The organism is Streptomyces sp. NPDC047841 (assembly GCF_040704085.1).
GTDB lineage: Bacteria > Actinomycetota > Actinomycetes > Streptomycetales > Streptomycetaceae > Streptomyces > Streptomyces argyrophylli.
Window position 1 is genome coordinate 347,875 of sequence record NZ_JBEYRP010000004.1, and the last position, 20,822, is coordinate 368,696.

The following is a 20,822-nucleotide window of genomic DNA, read 5'->3' on the forward strand; positions in this document are numbered from 1 at the left end:
GAGGGTCGGGGACCGACGGCGGCTCCGGGGACCGGGTGGGTCAGCGGTGGTCGCTGCCCGCCGACTGGGTGGCCGCGCGGCCCGCCTCCAGGCGGGCGACCGGGATGCGGAACGGGGAGCAGGAGACGTAGTCCAGGCCGGCCTCGTGGAAGAAGTGGACCGACTCCGGGTCACCGCCGTGCTCGCCGCAGACGCCGAGCTTGAGGTCGGGGCGGGTACGACGGCCCGCTTCGGCGGCCGCCTTCACCAGCGAGCCGACGCCGTCCTTGTCGATCGTCTCGAACGGGCTGACGCCGAAGATGCCCTTCTCCAGGTACGCCGTGAAGAACGAGGCCTCCACGTCGTCCCGGCTGAAGCCCCACACCGTCTGCGTCAGGTCGTTCGTGCCGAAGGAGAAGAACTCCGCCGCCTCGGCGATCTGGCCCGCCGTGAGGGCCGCCCGCGGCAGCTCGATCATCGTGCCGATCGCCAGCTTCAGCCGCGTACCGGTCGCCGCCTCGACCTCGGCGACCACCTGGTCCGCCTCCTCGCGGACGATCTCCAGCTCCTGGACCGTACCGACGAGCGGGATCATGATCTCCGCGCGCGGGTCGCCCTTGGCCGCCTTGCGCTCGGCCGCCGCTTCCGCGATGGCCCGGACCTGCATGGTGAACAGGCCGGGGATGACCAGGCCCAGGCGTACGCCGCGCAGGCCCAGCATCGGGTTCTGCTCGTGCAGCCGGTGCACGGCCTGGAGCAGGCGCAGCTCGTTCTCGTGCGGCTCCTGGCGGGACTCCGCGAGGGCCACGCGGACGGAGAGTTCCGTGATGTCGGGCAGGAACTCGTGCAGCGGCGGGTCCAGCAGACGGATCGTCACCGGGAGGCCGTCCATCGCCTCGAAGAGTTCGACGAAGTCCTTCTTCTGCAGGGGCAGCAGGGCCTTCAGGGACTCCTCGCGCTCCTCCTCCGTGTCGGCGAGGATGAGGCGTTCGACCAGCTCACGGCGGTCGCCGAGGAACATGTGCTCCGTGCGGCACAGGCCGATGCCCTGGGCGCCGAAGCGGCGCGCCCGCAGCGCGTCCTCGGCGTTGTCCGCGTTGGCGCGCACCCGCAGGCGGCGCTTGCGGTCGGCGAAGGCCATCATGCGGTGGACCGCCTCGACCAGCTCGTCGGCGTCGTCGGCGCCCGGGTGCATGCGGCCCTCGAAGTACTCCACCACCGGGGAGGGCACGACCGGGACCTCGCCCAGGTAGACCTTGCCGGACGAGCCGTCGATGGAGATCAGGTCGCCCTCCTCCACGACGCGTCCGCCGGGCACCGTCATCCGGCGGCGCTTGGTGTCGACCTCCAGCTCCTCCGCGCCGCAGACACAGGTCTTGCCCATGCCGCGGGCGACGACGGCCGCGTGGGAGGTCTTGCCGCCGCGGGAGGTGAGGATGCCCTCGGCCGCGATCATGCCGTCCAGGTCGTCGGGGTTGGTCTCCCGGCGGACCAGGATCACCTTCTCGCCCGAACGGGACCACTTCACCGCGGTGTACGAGTCGAAGACCGCCTTGCCGACCGCCGCGCCCGGCGAGGCCGCGATGCCCCGGGCGACCTGCTCGACCTTCGCCTGCTCGTCGAAGCGCGGGAACATCAGCTGTGCGAGCTGGGCCCCGGTGACGCGCTGGAGCGCCTCCGTCTCGTCGATGAGGCCCTGGTCCACCAGCTGGGTGGCGATGCGGAAGGCCGCGCCCGCCGTGCGCTTGCCGACGCGCGTCTGGAGCATCCAGAGCTGGCCGCGCTCGATGGTGAACTCGATGTCGCAGAGGTCCTTGTAGTGGTTCTCCAGGGTCTCCATGATCCGCATGAGCTGGTCGTACGACTTCTTGTCGATCTGCTCCAGCTCGGCGAGCGCCACGGTGTTGCGGATGCCCGCGACCACGTCCTCGCCCTGGGCGTTCTGCAGGTAGTCGCCGTAGACGCCCTGGTGGCCGGAGGCGGGGTCGCGGGTGAAGGCGACACCGGTGCCGGAGTCGGGGCCGAGGTTGCCGAAGACCATCGAGCAGACGTTGACGGCCGTGCCCAGGTCGTGCGGGATGCGCTCCTGGCGCCGGTACAGCTTGGCGCGGTCGCCGTTCCAGGAGTCGAAGACCGCCTTGATGGCGAGGTCCATCTGCTCGCGCGGGTCCTGCGGGAAGTCGCGGCCGGCCTCCTTCTTGACGATCTTCTTGAAGGTGGTGACCAGCTTCTTGAGGTCCGCGGCCTCCAGGTCGGTGTCGACCGCGACCTTCTTGGCCGCCTTCGCCTTGTCGAGGGCCTCCTCGAAGAGGTCGCCGTCGACACCGAGGACGGTCTTGCCGAACATCTGGATGAGGCGGCGGTAGGAGTCCCAGGCGAACCGCTCGTCGCCGGCCTGGGCCGCCAGGCCCTGTACCGACGTGTCGGACAGGCCGATGTTCAGGACCGTGTCCATCATGCCGGGCATGGAGAACTTCGCGCCGGAGCGGACGGAGACGAGCAGCGGGTCGTCGGCCTGGCCGAGCTTCTTGCCCATCTTCGCTTCGAGGGCTTCGAGGTGCGCGCTGACCTCGTCACGGAGTGCCGCGGGCTCCTCGCCGCTCTCCAGGTAGACCTTGCAGGCCTCCGTGGTGATCGTGAAGCCGGGAGGGACCGGGAGACCCAGGTTGGTCATCTCGGCGAGATTGGCACCCTTGCCGCCGAGCAGGTCCTTGAGGTCCTTGTTGCCCTCGGTGAAGTCGTAAACGAACTTCGCTGCCTGGGGTTCTTTGTTTTCCGACACGGGTCTCGACTCCTTGAGGCCACGGTGGCTGCCCTGATGGCGAGGAACATACCCAGATCGAAGGTGCCTGGGTACGTCCACTTGCGCGTCATGCGCCTGTAACCACCCGTCCGCCAGCGGATCGAAAGTCAAGGCTTGGCAAGCGAGGCCGGCCATATGTTTTCACTTCTTGAAGACAGCAGTGTCCACAGGTGCATTTTTCTGCTCATGTGAGCGGACCGCAGCACGACTGATTTCGATCGATGAACGATCAAGGGGTGGCACGCAGTGCCACCCCTTGAGGAAGTGCAGCCGCGCATGATCCGCTCATCTGAGCGCAACCCTTATCAAGGGTGGCGAGAATCACGCTGCCACAGACCGCTCCGTTCCACCATGCGGACCGCTCGGCGGACGCCGGTCAGGAGCGGCGGCAGCCCTGTCACACACCCAGCTCCGACAGCCGCTGCTCGACCCGGTCCGGGGCGTACAGGTGCTCCACCACCAGCGCGCCCGCGCCGATCAGCCCGGCCCGATCGCCGAGCCGCGAGGTGACGACGTCCAGGTGACCCGTGGAGCGGGGCAGCGCCCGCTGGTAGAGCAGCTCGCGCACACCGGTCAGGAAGGGGGTTCCGGCCAGGTCACCCGCGATCATCAGCACGCCCGGGTTGAGCAGGGTCACGACCGTCGCCAGCACGTCCCCGACCTGCCGCCCGGCCTCCCGGGCCAGCGCGGCGGCCTCCGGGTGCCCGGCGGCCAGCAGATCCCGCACGTCCGAGCCGGAGGCGGCCGGCACCCCCGCGGCGGCCAGCCGGCGGGCCACGGCACCGCCGCTCGCCACCGCCGCGAGACAGCCGTACGAGCCGCACCGGCACAGCGCGTCGGCGCCGACCCGGATGTGCCCGATGTCGCCCGCGCCGCCGTCGACGCCCCGGTACAGCTCACCGTCCACCACCACCCCGGCACCGATGCCCGTCGACACCTTGACCAGCACGAAGGCCCTGCAGTCGGGGTGTCCGGTGCGCTGTTCGCCGTACGCCATGAGGTTGGCGTCGTTGTCGACCAGGACCGGGACCGCGGGGGCCCCGGTGCGGTCGGTGAGGGCGCGGGAGAGCCGGCCCGGTATGTCGTAGCCGTCCCAGCCCGGCATGATCGGCGGCTGGACCACCCGGCCGGTCTCGCTGTCCACCGGGCCCGGCACCGCCAGCCCGATCCCGCACACCTCCTCGGCGCTCCGCCCCGCCTCGGCCAGCAGCCCGGCGAACCGGTGGCCCAGCTCGCCCAGGACCGCGTCGGGGCCGTCCTCGACCACCAGCGTGCCGGCCTGCTCGGCGAGGATGCGGCCGGTCAGGGTGAGGACGGCCGCGCGGGCGTGCCGGGTGTCCAGGTCGGCGACGAGGACCACCGCGTGGGAGTCGTCGAACTCCAGGGTGATGGAGGGGCGTCCGCCGAGCGGCGAGTCGACCGGGCCGCCGGCGCCCTCGCGCAGCCAGCCCGCCCGGAACAGCCGGTCCAGGCGCTGGCCGACGGTGGCCCGGGACAGTCCGGTCGCCCGCTGGAGCGCGCCGCGCGTCACGGCCCGTCCGCTGCGCACCAGTTCGAGCAGATCGCCGGCGCCCGCCTGGCTCCCGCTCTTGCCGGTCCTTCCCGGACGTCCGGTCATGCGCGCCCCCTTGTGCTTCTCAAGTCTGCCTTACATATTGAGTTTTGCATGCTGAATAGGCGTAACCCTACGGTGGCCGGGGCGGAACCGCGTCGGCCGGACGTCTCCGGGGAGCCCCGAGTGGATCGCACCGCCCAGCTCACTGCCCGTTCCACCCCGTACGAGACGGCATACGATCCACCGGCCACGGCCGTCACCCCGGTCACGACGTCCCTGCCCGCGAGGGCCGCCGGGGTGCTGGAGGCGAACTGGACCGGCGCGTCGACGGTGCCCTCCCGCGCCCTGTACCCGCACCAGTGGTCCTGGGACTCGGCGTTCATCGCCATCGGGCTGCGGCACGTCTCGCCGCGGCGGGCCCAGACGGAGCTGGAGACGCTGCTCGCGGCCCAGTGGGGCGACGGTCGCGTCCCGCACATCGTGTTCAACCCCTCCGTACCGCTCGACGCGTACTTCCCGAGCCCCGACTTCTGGCGCTCCGCCACCGCCGGGCGCACGGCGGGCGCCCCGCGCACGCTGCAGACCTCCGGCATCGTGCAGCCACCGGTGCACGCGCTGGCGGCCTGGCTGGTGCACCGCGCCGACCCCCGGCTGTCCCGGGCCCGCGGCTTCCTGGCCCGCGTCCACCCGCGACTGGCCGCCTGGCACCGGTACCTGCTGCACCGCCGGGACCTGGGCGGCGCAGGGCTGGTGTCCGTGGTCCACCCCTGGGAGCAGGGCATGGACAACAGCCCCTGCTGGGACGCCCCGCTGGCCCGGATCACCCCGGCCCCGGCCCGCTCCTTCCACCGCGCCGACCTCCGGCACGGCGCGGCCGGGGACCGGCCGACGGACCTGGACTACGGGCGGTACGTGCGGCTGGCCGCGGACTACCGGGACGCCGGGTACGCGGACGGGGGCGGCGGGTTCGCCGTGGAGGACCCGGCCTTCAACGCCCTCCTCATCGCCTCCGAGCTCGCGCTGGCCCGGATCGCCGAGGAACTGGGGGCGTCCGGCTCCGCCCGCCGGGCCCGCGCGCACCGGCTGACGGCGACGCTGGTGGAGCGGCTGTGGGACGCGGAGGCGGGGATGTTCCTGTGCCGGGACCTGCGGGACGAGGGCGCCGCCCCCGGACGGGACGCCTCCGGTTCCGGGCCGGGTTCCTCCGGTACCGGCCCCGCCCCCCTCCCCTCTCGCACGCACGGCGGCTCGGGGCGTTCTCGCCTCCTCCCCGAGCGCGCCGTCTCCGGTCTGGTGCCGTTGCTCCTGCCCGGCCTCCCCCGCGACATCGCCGCCGGCCTCGTGCACACCCTGCGCGGGCCGCACTTCTCGGTCGGTGACCGCACCCGGCTCGTGCCCAGTTACGACCTGCTCGGCGCGGCCTTCGACCCGCACCGCTACTGGCGCGGACCGGCCTGGTTCAACACCGGCTGGCTGCTGGAGCGGGGCCTGCGCACGCACGGTGAGACGGCGGCGGCCGAGGCCCTGCGCCGGGCGGTGCTGGACCTCGCCGGCGCCACCGGCTTCGCGGAGTACGTCGACCCGTACACCGGCGCGCCCTGCGGAGCCACGGGCTTCAGCTGGACGGCGGCCCTCGCACTCGACCTGTGCCACCGGCCGGCCGCCCCTCACGAGCGTCAACATCTGGACAAGAGCGGACAAAGAGTCGTACCCCCCACGGACACCGGAACGTTCGACAGGAGTGACAGAGGAGGGGACCGGGGATGACGGACCGGCATCATCTGCTCGTGCACGGCGCCACCTTCGCCGCCGTGGGCGACCGTGGCGACATCAGCGGGGTGCGGGGCGGCAGCTCCCCGGACGGGTTGTTCGTCCGGGACGCCCGGCATCTCAGCCGCTGGCAGCTCACCCTCGACGGCGCGGTGCCCGAGGTGCTCACACCGGTCACGGACGGGGACGAGGCCCGCTGTGCACTGGTCCCGCGCGGCGGCCGGCAGGAGCCCCCGGCGTACACCGTCTTCCGTGAACAGGCCGTCGGGGACAGCTCGTTCGTGGAGTCCGTGAAGGTCACCGGCAACCGCCCGGTGCCCACCACCGTACGGCTCGCGCTCACCGTCGACGCCGACTTCACCGACCAGTTCGAGCTCCGCTCCGACCACCGCACCTACGCCAAGCCCGGCGCCCTGCGCTCCCGCGGCGTCCTCCCCGACGGCATCGAGTTCACCTACCGGCGCGCCGAGTGGCGGTCCTGTACGACCATCACGGCCGACCCGGCCCCCGACGCCGTGGAGGAGACCGGCACCGGCGCCCGCCGCCTGGTGTGGACCCTCGACCTCGCACCCCACGGCACGACCGAGCTGCTGCTGCGGGTGACCGCCCGCCCGCACGGCGAGAAGCGCGCCCTGCGCGTGCCCCGCGACCCCGCCGCCGTACGGGAGCACCTCCTCGCGGAGGAAGCCCGCTTCATGGAGGGCGTGGCCTTCCCGACCGGCTGGCCGGAGCTGGCCGCCGCCTGCGCCCGGGGCCTCGCCGACCTGGCGGCGCTCCAGGTCCCGGCCACCGGGCCGGACGGCGAGGACCTGCGCGTACCGGCGGCCGGCGCCCCCTGGTTCCTCACCCTGCTCGGCCGCGACGCGCTCCTCACCTCCCTGTTCGTCCTGCCGTACCACCCCCGGTCCGCCGCCGCCACGCTCCTCGCCCTGGCCGCCGCCCAGGCCACCGGCACCGGCCGGTCCCCGGTCGCCCAGCCCGGCAAGATCGTGCACGAGGTACGCCACGGTGAGCTGGCCCACTTCGGCCAGGTGCCGTTCGGCCGCTACTACGGCTCGGTCGACGCCACCCCGCTCTTCCTGATCCTGCTCGGCGCGTACGTCGAGCGGACGGGGGACACGGAGCCGGCCCGGCGCCTGGAGCCGCACGCCCGGGCCGCCGTCGGCTGGATGCTCGACCACGGCGGCCTGACCTCGCGCGGCTACCTCGTCTACCGCGCCGACGAGGGCGGCCTCGCCAACCAGAACTGGAAGGACTCCCCCGGCGCGATCTGCTGTGCCGACGGCACCCGGCCCACCGGCGCGGTGATGGCGGCGGGCGCCCAGGGCTACGCCTACGACGCGCTGCGCCGCACGGCCGGGGTGGCGCGGACGGTGTGGGGGGACGAGACGTACGCCGCGCTGCTGGAACAGGCGGCGGCCGACCTCCGGGACCGGTTCCAGCGGGACTTCTGGATGCGGGAGCGGTCCTTCCCGGCGCTGGCCCTGGACGGGCGGGGCCGGCAGATCGACGCGCTGGCCTCCGACGCCGGGCACCTGCTGTGGTCGGGGCTGCTGGACAAGGAGTACGGCGAGGTGGTGGGCCGGCGGCTGCTGGAGCCGGACTTCTTCTCGGGCTGGGGCGTGCGCACGCTGGCCGCCGGCCAGGCCGCGTACCACCCGCTGTCCCACCACCGGGGATCCGTCTGGCCCCATGACAACGCGCTGATCGCCCTGGGCCTGGCGCGGTACGGGCTGCACGACGAGGCCCGCACGGTCGCCCACGCCCTGATCGACGCGGCGACGGCGGGCGGGCACCGGTTGCCGGAGGTGCTGGCCGGGTACGGGCGGGCTCCGGACGCCGCGCCGGTGCCGTATCCGCACGCGTGCGGGCGGGGGGCCCGGTCCGCCGCGGCGCCGCTCGCCCTGCTGACGGCGGTGGGAGGCGCCTAGGGTCTTTCGTTCGCGGCGCCGGGCACCGGGCGGCCCCTCCGGAAAGAAGTCGCGGGCCGCTGTCGATCCGGCCACGTCCCGTTCGACGTCATGGTGTGCGGCGCCCCGCCGCACGAGGACGCGACAGGACCTGACGAGGACAGACGTGGATCAACTGCTGAGAGTCATGAACTTCAGTGTCTCGAGTGAGGGAATCGGTGCGGGTGAGCACCAGAGTCTCGAGCGGCCGTTCGGCCACGACCACCCCGAGAGGCTGCTCGCCTGGGCCGGAGCCACGGCGAGCTGGCCCATGCGCACGGAACCCGGCGGCAGCCGTGGCCTCGACGACTACTTCACGCGGGACTTCGCACGCGGCATCGGTGCCGAGATCATGGGCCGCAACAAGTTCGGCCCCCAGCGTGGGCCCTGGCAGGACCACGAGTGGCGCGGCTGGTGGGGGGAGGAGCCCCCGTTCCGCACTCCGGTGTTCGTCATGACCCACCACGAACGTCCGTCCTTCACGCTCTCCGACACCACGTTCCACTTCGTCGACGGCGACCCGGCCACGGTCCTCGAACGTGCGCGGGAAGCGGCGCAGGGCCGCGACGTCCGACTCGGCGGCGGGGTCACCACCATCCGGCAGTTCCTCGACGCCGGCCTCGTCGACACCATGCATGTGGTGGTCTCGCCGGTGGAGCTCGGGTCCGGACTGCGGCTGTGGGAGTCACCCGACGAGCTGCTCGACCGGTTCCACCTGGAGGTCGTGCCCAGCCCGAGCGGCGTGACGCACCACCTGTTCTGGCGAAGGTGAGGCGAGGGCCGCCCGCGTGTTGACCAGGTGTTTGCCCGGCTGACCTGAACGGTGCCTCCCCGCGGGCCGTACGGGAGGGCATGAGCGCGCTCCAGCCTGCCTCTGCCGCCGCCTCTGCCGATTCCTCCGCCGAGGGCGTGGCCGCAGAGGTCACCGAACCCGCCGTACGCACGTTCCGCCGTCCGTGGGCCGCGTGGTCGGCCCGGCGCAGGCGCTGGCGGGAGGGGCATCCGGAAGCCGCGCGGGCCCTGTCCGTGACCGTCACCGTGCTCGCCGCGGCGCTGGTCGTCGCCGCGCTGGTGATGCCGAACACGGTCGTGCGGCTGGGGCCCGCGAAGTTCTTCCGCATACCCGCCGAGGCCGTCATCGGGGCGGCCGTGCTGCTCGCGCTGCCGCGGCGGCCCCGGGTGGTGCTGACGGCGGTGTCCGGGGTGCTGCTCGGGGCCATGACCGTGCTCAACGCGCTGGACATGGGGTTCCACGAGTACCTGGGCCGCGACTTCAACGTCGTACTGGACTGGGGCCTGTTCGGGGACGCGGAGTCGTATCTGGAGGACTCCCTCGGGCGGACGGCCACCCTCGCCGCCGTGGCCGGGCTGGTCGTGGCCGTCCTGCTGCTCTTCGTGCTGCTGGCCCTGGCGATGGTCCGGCTGGGCAATCTCCTCGCCCGGCACCCCGGCACCGCGACCCGCGGCACCCTGGTCGCCGGGGTCGTCTGGATCACCTGTTCCTCGCTCGGGCTCCAGGTGGCGGGCGTGCCGCTCGCCTCGTCCCGCACCGCGAACGCGATGAAGGTCCAGGCCCGCCGGGTGTCCGACACGCTGAAGGACGAGGCGGAGTTCCGGAAGGTGGCCCGGGTCGACGCGTTCGGGAACACGCCGGGCAGCCAGCTGGTCCCCGACCTGCGCGGCAAGGACGTGATCTTCACCTTCATCGAGAGCTACGGCCGCAGCGCGATCGAGGACCCGATCATGGCGCCCGGCGTGGACCGGACCCTCGACGTCCGCACCAAGGCGCTGGCCAGGGCGGGTTTCCACGCCAAGAGCGGCTGGCTGACCTCGGCGACGTACGGGGGCAGCAGCTGGCTCGGCCATTCCACCACCATGTCGGGGCTGTGGATCAGCAACCAGCAGCGCTACCGCACGGTGATGGCCAGTGACCACCTCAGCCTGACGGAGGCGTTCCGCAAGACCGGCGCGTTCGACACGGTGGGGGTCATGCCGGGGGTGCAGAAGGGGTGGCCGGAGCAGAAGTGGTACGGCCTGGACAAGGTCTACAACGCCTTCCAGCTCGGTTACCGGGGGCCGAAGTTCAGCTGGTCGACCATGCCCGACCAGTACGCCCTCCAGCAGTACCAGGAGCGGGTGCACAGCAAGCCGCCGGCCGCCGGCAAGTCACGGATGTCCCTGCTCATCCTGACGTCGAGCCATCAGCCCTGGGCGCCCATCCCGAAGAGGGTGGGCTGGGACCAGCTCGGCGACGGCTCGGTCTTCAAGGGCATCCAGGCGGCCGGGAACAAGCCGGCCGACGTCATCGCCGACACCACCAAGTCCCGCGAGGAGTACGGAAAGTCGGTCCAGTACTCGGTGACCGCGCTGACCGAGTGGCTGGAGCGGTACGGCACCGAGGACACCGTGCTGGTCTTCCTCGGCGACCACCAGCCCATCGCCCGGGTCAGCGGCAACCACGCCAGCCGAGACGTGCCGGTGTCGATCGTCGCCAAGGACCCCAGGATGCTGGACAAGATCGCCGCCTGGAACTGGACGGACGGGCTCCGTCCCGCCCACGACGCCCCGGTGTGGAAGATGAGCTCCTTCCGCGACCGCTTCCTGACGGCCTACGGCTCAACACCCCACCCGAAGAACGGCTGACGCCGGATCCGCGGACACGGAACCCTCCAGCCGACCGAGTCGGGTGGTGGGTGGGCGAGGCCGGGGTCCAGGGGCGGAGCCCCTGGCGGGATTTGGGGCGGAGCCCCAAGGCGAGGTCCAGCGCGGAGCCCAAGACGCGGGGTCCGGGGCGGAGCCCGGGGCGTTCACCCACCCGACGTGTCGAGCTCCGCTTCCTCGGTGATCCCGGAACAGTCGTACGGATCCCTCAACCACCCGTCCGGCAGCACCACCCGGTTGTTCCCGGACGTCCGCCCCCGAGGCCCCTCCGCACCGACCGGCCACGCCTGGTCCAGATCCAGCTCATCCAGCCCCGCCCGCAGCTCCTGGAGCGACGACGTGATCGCGAGCCGCTTGCGCATCTCGGACCCGACCGCGAACCCCTTCAGGTACCAGGCGACGTGCTTGCGGAAGTCGACCACGCCCTTGGACTCGTCCCCGAGCCACTCCCCGAGCAGGGTCGCGTGCCGCACCATGACGTCGGCGACCTCCCGCAACGTGGGCCGCAGGAAGCCGTCCCGCCCCTCGAACGCGGCGACGAGGTCCGCGAACAGCCAGGGCCTCCCCAGACACCCGCGTCCCACGACCACGCCGTCGCACCCGGTCTCCCGGACCATCCGCAGCGCGTCCTCGGCCGACCAGATGTCACCGTTGCCGAGCACGGGGATCTCCGGCACGTGCTCCTTCAGCCGCGCGATGGCGTCCCAGTCGGCGGTGCCGCCGTAGTGCTGGGCGGCGGTGCGGCCGTGCAGGGCGATGGCCGTCACGCCCTCCTCGACGGCGATGCGGCCGGCGTCGAGGTAGGTGATGTGGTCGTCGTCGATGCCCTTGCGCATCTTCATGGTCACCGGCAGGTCACCGGCCCCGGACACCGCCTCCCGCAGGATCGCCCGCAGCAGGTTCCGCTTGTACGGCAGCGCGGACCCGCCGCCCTTGCGCGTCACCTTCGGCACCGGGCAGCCGAAGTTCAGGTCGATGTGGTCGGCCAGGCCCTCCTCCGCGATCATGCGGACGGCCTTGCCGACGGTCGCGGGGTCGACGCCGTACAGCTGGATCGAGCGCGGCTGCTCGCTCGGGTCGAACCTGATCAGCTGCATGGTCTTCTCGTTGCGCTCGACCAGCGCCCGAGTGGTGATCATCTCGCTGACGAACAGCCCCTTGCCGCCGCTGAACTCCCTGCACAGGGTACGGAAGGGCGCATTGGTGATCCCCGCCATGGGTGCGAGCACGACGGGCGGTGTCACGGCGTGCGGGCCGATGGAGAGCGGGTGGGTCATCGTCAGGACTCCGGGACGGATCTACGGCACAGGACGGACGCGGGAACACTGGGCAAGCACCCATTGTCCCTCACCCGCCGGGCGGCTCGTCCGCGGGCGCCACCGGCCGACACCCAGAGACCATGCATGACTCATTAGTTAGACGCACTATCGAGTTCGGCGTACGATGGGACCCATGCCAGAGCTGAGCCCTCGCCGACGCCTGCTCGTGCTCCTGATCTGCTGCATGAGCCTGCTGATCGTGAGCCTCGACAACACCGCGCTGAACGTGGCCCTCCCCTCCATGCAGCGCGACCTGCACGCCACCACCTCCGGCCTGCAGTGGACGATCGACGCCTACACACTGGTCCTGGCCTCGCTGCTGATGCTGGCGGGCTCCACGGCCGACCGGATCGGCCGCAAACGCGTCTTCATGGCGGGCCTGGTGGTGTTCACCGCCGGCTCCGCGCTGTGCTCCGTCGCCCCGAACCTGGAACTGCTGATCGTGTTCCGCATGGTCCAGGCAGTGGGCGGCTCGATGCTCAACCCGGTCGCCATGTCGATCATCACCAACACCTTCACCGACGCCCGCGAACGCGCCCGCGCGATCGGGGTGTGGGGCGCGGTGGTCGGCATCTCCATGGCGGCGGGTCCGCTGGTCGGCGGACTGCTGGTGCAGTCGGTGAGCTGGCGCTCGATCTTCTGGGTCAACCTCCCGGTCGGCCTCGCGGCCCTGCTGCTCACCCTCCGCTTCGTCCCGGAGTCGCGCGCGCCCAAGGCCCGCCGCCCCGACCCGGTCGGACAGCTGCTGGTGATCGCCCTGTTCGGCTCGCTGACGTACGCGATCATCGAGGCGCCGGAGTCGGGCGCCGGCCCGGTGGCGCCGTTCGCCGTGGTCGCCGTCGCCGCGCTGCTGGCCCTCCTGTGGTACGAGCCCCGCCGCGACGAACCCCTCATCGACCTGCGCTTCTTCCGCTCGGCCCCGTTCAGCGGCGCCACCGTGATCGCGATCAGCGCGTTCGCGGCCCTCGGCGGCTTCCTGTTCCTGTCCACCCTGTACCTGCAGAACGTGCGCGGCCTCGACGCCCTGCACGCGGGCCTGTGGATGCTCCCGATGGCCCTGCCGACGTTCCTGTGCGCCCCGCTGTCCGGCCGCCTGGTGGGCAGCCGCGGCCCCCGCCTGCCGCTGCTGGTGGCGGGTACGGCGATGACCGCGAGCGCTGTCCTGTTCGCCGCGTTCGAGGCGGAGACCTCCGACACCACCCTCCTGCTCGGCTACGTCCTCTTCGGCATCGGCTTCGGCTTCGTGAACGCGCCGATCACCAACACGGCCGTCTCCGGCATGCCGCGCACCCAGGCCGGGGTCGCCGCCGCCGTCGCCTCCACCAGCCGCCAGCTGGGACAGACGCTCGGCGTCGCGGTCATCGGCGCCGTCCTGGCCTCCGGCATCGGCTCGTCCCCGTACCGGCAGGCGTTCGTCTCGGCGGCCCGCCCCGGCTGGTGGATCCTCACCGCCTGCGGCCTGGCCGTCCTGGCCCTCGGCTTCCTGACCAGCGGCCACTGGGCCCGCCGCACCGCCGACCGCACGGCGGAGAGCCTGCGGTCACCGGAGGTGCGCCAGGTCGTGGAAACCGCGAAGCAGGCGTAGCGGCGAGGCCCGGCGGGCCGCCGTTCAGGCTGCCGGCCGGCGCGGCCCGCACCGCGACCGGGGTGGACGGCCGGGCACCGGGGCGGACGGCCGGGGGTCAGCAGGCGCAGGCGATCTCGTACAGCTTCTCCAAGCGTTTCCTGGTTTCCTCGTTCCTCGGTGTGTACGTGACCATCCGGGCGCCCACCTCGGGGGCGAGCCACAGGTCCGTGTGCTCCAGGCTGAGGAGGCCCACGTGGGGGTTGAGGAACTCCTTGGACTTGGAGCGGGTGTCGACCACCTCGTAGCGCCGCCAGTTCTCGCGGAAGGCGGGTGACTCGTCCAGCCGCTTCAGGAGCACCTTCCAGGCGGGCTCGCCGAGATGGCCGGCCAGGGCGGCGCGCAGCCGGGCGGCCATCAGGCGCTGGGTCTTCTCCAGGTGGACGACCGCCGCCTGCCACTCCTTGTTCGTGTGGACGAGGAGCATGCAGTTGCGGTCCTCGGGCGGGACCGCGTCCAGGTCGCCCAGGAGGCGGGCGTAGGTGCGGTTGTAGGCGAGGATGTCGTACCGGCTGTTCTGGATGCAGGCCGGGACCGGCTCCAGCCCGGTCAGCATCTCGCGCAGCGCGGGGGTGACGCTCGGGCAGTTCGCCGCCGGGGTCGGGTCCGTCGCGCCGGCCAGCTGGAAGAGGTGGGCGCGTTCGCTGGCGTCCAGGCGCAGGGCGCGCGCGAGGGCGTCGAGGACCTGGACGGAGACCTGGATGTCACGGGCCTGTTCGAGCCAGGTGTACCAGGTGACGCCGACCGCGGAGAGGTGAGCGACCTCCTCGCGGCGCAGCCCGGGGGTGCGCCGGCGGGCCCCGCGCGGCAGGCCCACCTGCTCCGGCGTGATGCGCTCCCGTCTGCTGCGCAGGAACGCGGCCAGCTCGTGCCGGCGGATCTCCGCTCCCCGGGCGGGCGCCCGGGTTTCCTGGACCGAGGTCGTCATGGGTCCAGGGTGCCGGTCCGGCCAGCCTGTTTCCAGGTGCTCCGAGTACCAGGACAAGGGCCGCAGAGCACCAGCATGACCCGGAGTCGGGTCCGGAAACCGGCCCGGCCTGCTGGTGGTTCCGGGTAGTCCGGCTACCAGGATGAGGAGACTCTGGTACCAGCCTGGGCGGTATTCCAGGCTCGGGAGCATGAGTGAAACCGTCACCGCCCCCGCCGTCCGGCCGACGGCGGCGCCGCCCGCGCTCACCGGGCCCGGGCTGTTCACCGTCCTGCTGGCCGCGGCGCTGCCGCTGGTCGACTTCTTCATCGTCAACGTCGCGCTGCCGACCATCGGCGCCGATCTCGCCGCGGGCGAGGCCGTGCTGGAGCTGGTCGTCGCCGGGTACGGGGTCGCGTACGCCGTGCTGCTGGTGCTCGGCGGGCGGCTCGGGGACCTGTTCGGCCGGCGCCGGCTGTTCCTCGCCGGGATGGCCGCCTTCGGGCTCACCTCACTGGCCTGCGGGCTGGCGCCCGGCGCCTGGAGCCTGGTCGCGGCCCGGGTCGCGCAGGGGGCCTCGGCCGCCGCGATGCTGCCACAGGTGCTCGCCACCATCCAGTCCGCCACGAGTGGCACGCGCCGGGCCAAGGCCATGAGCCTCTACGGCGCCACGGCCGGGCTGTCCATGGTCGCCGGGCAGATCCTCGGCGGGGTGCTGGTCGCCGCCGACATCGCCGGGACCGGGTGGCGGGCCATCTTCCTCGTCAATGTGCCGGTGGTCGTGCTGGGGCTCGTCCTCGCCGCGCGGTTCGTGCCGGAGACCCGGTCGCAGCACCCCGAGCCCGTGGACGGGCCGGGCACCGTACTGCTCGCGGTCTCCCTGCTGACGCTGCTCGCGCCGCTCACCGAGGGGCGGGCGGCCGGCTGGCCGCTGTGGACGTGGCTGTCGCTGGCCGCGTTCCCGTTCGCGGCGGGCGCGTTCTGGGTGGTGGAGCGGCGGGCGGACCGGTCGGGGCGGACGCCGCTGGTGCCGCCGAGCCTGTTCCGGGTGCCGTCGATGCGGCGCGGTCTGGAGCTGATGGTGCCGTTCTCCATCGGCTTCAGCGGGTTCATGTTCATGATCGCGCTGGCGTTGCAGCAGGGCGCCGGGCTCGGTCCGGTGCCGGCCGGGCTGGCGCTGGCGCCGATGGCCGTGGCGTTCCTGCTCGCCTCGCTCGCCGGGCCCCGGCTGATCGCCCGCTTCGGCACGCGGGTGGTCACGGCCGGGTCCGTGCTCCAGGGGGCGGGCGTGCTGCTGATCGCGCTGGCCGCGTGGCGGGACTGGCCGCGGCTGGACATCGTCTCCCTGCTGCCGGGCGCGGCGGTGGCCGGCGCGGGTCAGGCGCTGCAACTGCCCAACATCATGCGGCTGGTGATGTCGGAGGTGCCGCCCGCGCGGGCCGGGGTCGGCAGCGGGGTGATGGTGACGACGCAGCAGTCGGCGCTGGCGCTGGGGGTGGCGACGCTGGGCACGCTGTTCCTGACCCTGGTGCCGCACGTCGGCATGCGGGACGCGCTGGTCAGCACGTTGCTGGTGCAGCTGGCCGGGATCGTGCTGACGGGGCTGCTGAGCCTGCGACTCCCGCGCACGGTGGGCTGAGCGTGGGCCGACCCGGCCGGTTCGCCCCGGCTCACCCCTGCCCGTCGGCCATACCCAGCCCCCGGGAAGACGCTCGCTGGCGACGCCGGGCACGCTGCCGTCCGGGCAGCTGAGCCTCCGGCTCCCGCGCACGGTGGGCTGAGCGCGGGCCGGCCCGAGCGGGTCGCCCCCGCTCAGCCCCGCCCGTCGGCCGTGCGCAACCCCCGTACCAGCAAATCCACGACCGCCTCGAACTCCTCGTCGATGCCGGGGTCCGTCCACTCACGGGCGTAACCGGGGTCGTGGAACCGGCCGGTGGCGTGGAAGACGGCGCGGGCCGCGGTGGCCGGGTCGGACACGCGGAAGACGCCCGCTTCGGCACCCGCGGCGATGATCCGGGTCAGCTGGCCGGTGAGGTCGGCTATGTGCTCCCGGACCACGCCGCCGAGTTCCCCGGCCAGCACGGTGTAGGTGGCGAACAGCTCGGGATCGTCGCCCGCCTTGTGCCGCTTGGCGGCGAACAGGGCGGCGAGCCAGTCCCGCAGCCGCTGCTCCGGTGACCGGTCGTCGGCGCCGGCGATCCCGGCGAGCCGCTGCGAGGTCCGGTCCAGCCAGCGCTTGGTGACCGCTTCGCGCAGCGCCGCCTTGGTGCGGAAGTGCCGGTAGACGCTGCCGTGGCTGACGCCGAGCGCGCGGGCCACGTCGACCACGGTGGCCTTGGCGGGCCCGTGGCGGCGCAGCACCTCCTCGGTGGCTTCGAGGATGCGCTCGGCGGTCAGGGTCTCGCTGGTCGGTGGCATGCCTAGACCGTACCCGGCGTGCCGGTCACCGCTCGCTGTCGAGCTGGGCCATCTGTTCCGAGGCGTACCGCTCGCCGGCCGCCGCGTCCGCCGGTACGGCGCGTTCGATGGCGGCGAGGTCGTCCGCGTCCAGCGTCACGTCCAGCGCGCCCAGCGCTTCGCCGAGCCGCTCGCGGGTGCGGGCGCCGACCAGCGGCACGACGTCCTCGCCGCGCGACAGCACCCAGGCGATGGCGATCTGCGCGACCGTGACGCCCTTCTGCTCCGCGATCTTGCGCAGGGACTCGACGAGGGTCAGGTTGTGCTGGAGGTTGTCGCCCTGGAAGCGGGGCGAGTGGGCGCGGAAGTCGTTCGCGGCGAACTGCCGGCCGGCCGTGACGTGACCGGAGAGCAGCCCCCGCGAGAGCACGCCGTACGCGGTGACGGCGATGCCCAGTTCGCGCAGGACGGGCAGGATCTCCCGCTCGGGGCCGCGGGAGATGAGCGCGTACTCGATCTGGAGGTCGGCGATCGGGGCGGTGGCGGCGGCCCGGCGGATGGTGTCCGCGCCGACCTCGCTGAGGCCGATGTGCCGGACCCAGCCCTTCTCGACCAGTTCGGCGATCGCGCCGACGGTCTCCTCGATCGGCACGTCCGGGTCGAGCCGGGCCGGGCGGTAGACGTCGATGTGGTCGACGCCGAGGCGCTGGAGGGAGTACGCGGCGAAGTTCTTCACGGCGGCCGGGCGTCCGTCGGAGCCGGACCAGCCGCCGTCCGGGTCGCGCAGGGCGCCGAACTTCACGCTCAGCAGCGCGTTGTCGCGCAGGCCGGCCGGGGCGGAGCGCAGCGCCTCGGCGATCAGCAGCTCGTTGTGTCCCATGCCGTAGAAGTCGCCGGTGTCGAGCAGGGTCACTCCGGCGTCCAGGGCGGCGTGGAGGGTGGCGATCGACTCGGCGCGGTCCGCCTCGCCGTACATGCCGGACATGCCCATACAGCCGAGGCCGAGGGCGGAGACCTGGGGGCCGGTGGTGCCGAGGGTTCGGGTTCGCATCGTCATGACCCCACTGTCGCATGACAGGTGACAGATTTCAATATCTGTCACTCCAATCTTGTCAGCGACTCCCCCGCCGCCCCCGGCACACCACCCTCGATCGATTGGTCCAGACCTATTGACGAGAGGTCTGGACCACCCGCACTGTCATGACTACGACACCTCACCGCACCCCCACCGGGAGGCCCCGCATGATCAGACGACTGCTCGCCACCGCGCTCACCGCGGCGTTCCTCGTCCCGCTCGGCATCGCCACCGCGCCCGCCGCCTCCGCCGCCGACACCTGCGCGGTGAAGCCGAAGCCGGCGGGCAAGGTGCTCCAGGGGTACTGGGAGAACTGGGACGGCGCCGCCAACGGGGTCCACCCGCCCTTCGGCTGGACCCCGATCACCGACTCCCGCATCGCCGCGCACGGCTACAACGTGATCGACGCGGCCTTCCCGGTGATCCGCTCCGACGGCACGGCCCTGTGGGAGGACGGCATGGACGCCGGCGTGAAGGTGGCCACCCCGGCGGAGATGTGCGCGGCCAAGGCGTCCGGCCAGACGATCCTGCTGTCCATCGGCGGCGCGGCGGCCGGGATCGACCTCAGCTCCTCCGCCGTGGCCGACCGCTTCGTGGCGACGATCGTGCCCATCCTGAAGAAGTACAACTTCGACGGCATCGACATCGACATCGAGACGGGCCTGGTCGGCAGCGGGAACATCGGCCAGCTCTCCACCTCCCAGGCCAACCTGATCCGCATCATCGACGGGATCCTCGCGCAGATGCCGTCCGGCTTCGGCCTGACGATGGCCCCGGAGACGGCGTACGTCACCGGCGGCAGCGTCACCTACGGCTCCATCTGGGGCGCGTACCTGCCCATCGTCAAGAAGTACGCGGACAACGGCCGCCTGTGGTGGCTGAACATGCAGTACTACAACGGCAGCATGTACGGCTGCTCCGGCGACTCCTACGCGGCCGGCACGGTGCAGGGCTTCACCGCCCAGACCGACTGCCTGAACAAGGGCCTGGTGGTGCAGGGCACCACGATCAGGGTGCCGTACGACAAGCAGGTGCCGGGCCTGCCCGCCCAGTCCGGCGCGGGCGGCGGCTACATGTCCCCGTCGCTGGTCTCCCAGGCGTGGCAGCACTACGGCACGTCGCTCAAGGGCCTGATGACGTGGTCGGTCAACTGGGACGGCGCGAAGAACTGGACCTTCGGCGACAACGTCAAGGCGCTCCAGGGCCGCTGAGCCGGGGGCGGACACACGGATGCCGGGCGGCCCGCGTCGGCGGGCCGCCCGGCATCCGGTGGTGTGACTAGGCGCCGACGAGACGCTGGGCCAGGTAGCCCTCGATCTGGTCGAGCGACACGCGCTCCTGCTTCATGGAGTCACGCTCGCGGACGGTGACCGCGTTGTCCTCGAGGGTGTCGAAGTCGACGGTCACGCAGTACGGCGTACCGATCTCGTCCTGGCGGCGGTAGCGGCGGCCGATGGCACCGGCGTCGTCGAACTCGATGTTCCAGTTCTGCCGCAGCGCCTGGGCGAGGCCCTTGGCCTTCGGGGACAGCTCGGGGTTGCGCGACAGGGGCAGCACGGCGACCTTCACCGGGGCCAGGCGGTGGTCCAGGCGCAGCACCGTGCGCTTCTCCATCTTGCCCTTGGCGTTGGGCGCCTCGTCCTCGACGTAGGCGTCGAGCAGGAAGGCCAGCATGGTGCGGCCGACACCCGCCGCCGGCTCGATGACGTACGGCGTCCAGCGCTCGCCGGCCTCCTGGTCGAAGTAGGAGAGGTCCTGGCCGGAGGCCTTGGAGTGCGCCGAGAGGTCGTAGTCGGTGCGGTTGGCGACACCCTCCAGCTCGCCCCACTCCGAGCCGCCGAACTGGAAGCGGTACTCGATGTCGGCGGTGCGCTTGGAGTAGTGGGAGAGCTTCTCCTTGGGGTGCTCGTACCAGCGCATGTTCTCCTCACGCAGGCCCAGGCCGGTGTACCAGTTCCAGCGCTGCTCCATCCAGTACTCCTGCCACTGCTCGTCCTCGCCCGGCTTGACGAAGAACTCCATCTCCATCTGCTCGAACTCGCGGGTGCGGAAGATGAAGTTGCCCGGCGTGATCTCGTTGCGGAAGGACTTGCCCATCTGGGCGATGCCGAACGGCGGCTTGCGGCGCGAGGTGGTCTGCACCTGGCCGAAGTTGGTGAAGATGCCCTGGGCGGTCTCGGGGCGCAGGTACGCGACCGAGCCGGAGTCCTGGGTCGGGCCGAGGTGCGTGGAGAGCAGACCCGAGAACTGCTTGGGCTCGGTGAACTGGCCCTTGTTGCCGCAGTTCGGGCAGTTGATGTCCGCGAGGCCGTTCGCCGGGGCGTGGCCCTTCTTCTCCTCGTACGCCTCCTCCAGGTGGTCGGCGCGGAACCGCTTGTGACACGCGGTGCACTCGGTCAGCGGGTCCGTGAAGGTGGCGACGTGGCCGGAGGCCACCCAGACCTCGGGGGCCAGGATGACGGACGAGTCGATACCGACGACGTCCTCGCGCGACGTCACCATGTAGCGCCACCACTGGCGCTTGATGTTCTCCTTCAGCTCGACACCGAGCGGTCCGTAGTCCCAGGCGGCACGCTGTCCGCCGTAGATCTCACTGCAGGGGAAAACGAAGCCACGGCGCTTGCTCAGGCTGACGATGGTGTCGATCTTGTCGGCGGCCACGGTGCTCTCTTCATTACGACGACGGGCGTTGAAGCGAGATGCTTCCAGCGAATGATTCAGGTTACCGGCGCATGCTCCCCCACGACCAAATCGGCCCCTGCCCAGACCGCCTGACGAGCGTT

At 72.1% G+C, this 20,822-nt stretch carries 14 protein-coding genes; 7 read left to right on the forward strand and 7 right to left on the reverse strand.

Annotation, left to right across the window (positions count from 1 at the left end; translation table 11 throughout):
• Positions 1–40: 40 nt before the first annotated feature.
• Entirely contained in the window at positions 41–2,761 is a 2,721-nt protein-coding gene (gene ppdK, locus AB0947_RS08425; RefSeq protein ID WP_366749496.1) for a pyruvate, phosphate dikinase, read from the reverse strand.
• A gap of 418 nt (positions 2,762–3,179) precedes the next feature.
• Complete coding sequence (locus tag AB0947_RS08430) at positions 3,180–4,400, reverse strand: ROK family protein (protein WP_366749497.1); 1,221 nt, start codon at positions 4,398–4,400, stop codon at positions 3,180–3,182.
• A gap of 120 nt (positions 4,401–4,520) precedes the next feature.
• Between AB0947_RS08430 and AB0947_RS08435 the strand changes: the two genes are divergently transcribed.
• The 4 genes from AB0947_RS08435 (at position 4,521) to AB0947_RS08450 (ending at position 10,699) form a co-directional block, all read left to right on the forward strand.
• On the forward strand, positions 4,521–6,104 hold the full coding sequence (locus tag AB0947_RS08435; RefSeq protein ID WP_366749498.1) for a hypothetical protein: 1,584 nt from the start codon (positions 4,521–4,523) through the stop codon (positions 6,102–6,104).
• Positions 6,101–8,038 (forward strand): glycogen debranching N-terminal domain-containing protein, encoded by a 1,938-nt coding sequence (locus AB0947_RS08440; protein WP_366749499.1) that lies wholly within the window; start codon positions 6,101–6,103, stop codon positions 8,036–8,038. The genes AB0947_RS08435 and AB0947_RS08440 overlap by 4 nt, the downstream gene beginning before the upstream one ends.
• 145 nt (positions 8,039–8,183) lie before the next feature.
• Positions 8,184–8,828, forward strand: a complete 645-nt coding sequence (locus AB0947_RS08445; RefSeq protein ID WP_366749500.1) for a dihydrofolate reductase family protein — start codon at positions 8,184–8,186, stop codon at positions 8,826–8,828.
• Between the two features lie 80 nt (positions 8,829–8,908).
• Positions 8,909–10,699, forward strand: coding sequence for a CDP-alcohol phosphatidyltransferase (locus AB0947_RS08450; RefSeq protein WP_366749501.1), 1,791 nt, complete (start codon positions 8,909–8,911; stop codon positions 10,697–10,699).
• A gap of 164 nt (positions 10,700–10,863) precedes the next feature.
• Here AB0947_RS08450 and dusB read toward each other — a convergent pair whose 3' ends face one another.
• The gene (gene dusB, locus AB0947_RS08455) at positions 10,864–11,994 is read right to left on the reverse strand and encodes a tRNA dihydrouridine synthase DusB (protein ID WP_366749502.1); all 1,131 of its coding nucleotides are present in this window, start codon (positions 11,992–11,994) and stop codon (positions 10,864–10,866) included.
• 175 nt (positions 11,995–12,169) lie between these two features.
• Between dusB and AB0947_RS08460 the strand changes: the two genes are divergently transcribed.
• Positions 12,170–13,621, forward strand: a complete 1,452-nt coding sequence (locus tag AB0947_RS08460) for an MFS transporter (RefSeq protein WP_366749503.1) — start codon at positions 12,170–12,172, stop codon at positions 13,619–13,621.
• Positions 13,622–13,718: 97 nt separating this feature from the next.
• On the opposite strand, the gene AB0947_RS08465 is transcribed toward AB0947_RS08460, so the two are convergent.
• Positions 13,719–14,588 carry a helix-turn-helix transcriptional regulator gene (locus AB0947_RS08465; protein ID WP_366749505.1) on the reverse strand — a complete coding sequence of 290 codons (870 nt, stop codon included), beginning with the start codon at positions 14,586–14,588 and terminating at the stop codon, positions 13,719–13,721.
• 190 nt (positions 14,589–14,778) lie between these two features.
• On the opposite strand from AB0947_RS08465, the gene AB0947_RS08470 reads away from it, so the two are divergent.
• The gene (locus AB0947_RS08470; protein ID WP_366749507.1) at positions 14,779–16,206 is read left to right on the forward strand and encodes an MFS transporter; all 1,428 of its coding nucleotides are present in this window, start codon (positions 14,779–14,781) and stop codon (positions 16,204–16,206) included.
• A 173-nt stretch (positions 16,207–16,379) separates the two neighbouring features.
• On the opposite strand, the gene AB0947_RS08475 is transcribed toward AB0947_RS08470, so the two are convergent.
• Entirely contained in the window at positions 16,380–16,985 is a 606-nt protein-coding gene (locus AB0947_RS08475) for a TetR family transcriptional regulator (protein WP_366749508.1), read from the reverse strand.
• A gap of 25 nt (positions 16,986–17,010) precedes the next feature.
• Positions 17,011–18,021, reverse strand: coding sequence for an aldo/keto reductase (locus AB0947_RS08480; protein WP_366749509.1), 1,011 nt, complete (start codon positions 18,019–18,021; stop codon positions 17,011–17,013).
• Between the two features lie 185 nt (positions 18,022–18,206).
• Between AB0947_RS08480 and AB0947_RS08485 the strand changes: the two genes are divergently transcribed.
• A complete protein-coding gene (locus tag AB0947_RS08485) occupies positions 18,207–19,250 on the forward strand; it encodes a chitinase (RefSeq protein ID WP_366749510.1) in 1,044 nt (347 codons plus the stop codon).
• Between the two features lie 67 nt (positions 19,251–19,317).
• Here AB0947_RS08485 and AB0947_RS08490 read toward each other — a convergent pair whose 3' ends face one another.
• Entirely contained in the window at positions 19,318–20,700 is a 1,383-nt protein-coding gene (locus AB0947_RS08490; protein WP_366749511.1) for a glycine--tRNA ligase, read from the reverse strand.
• Positions 20,701–20,822 lie beyond the last annotated feature (122 nt).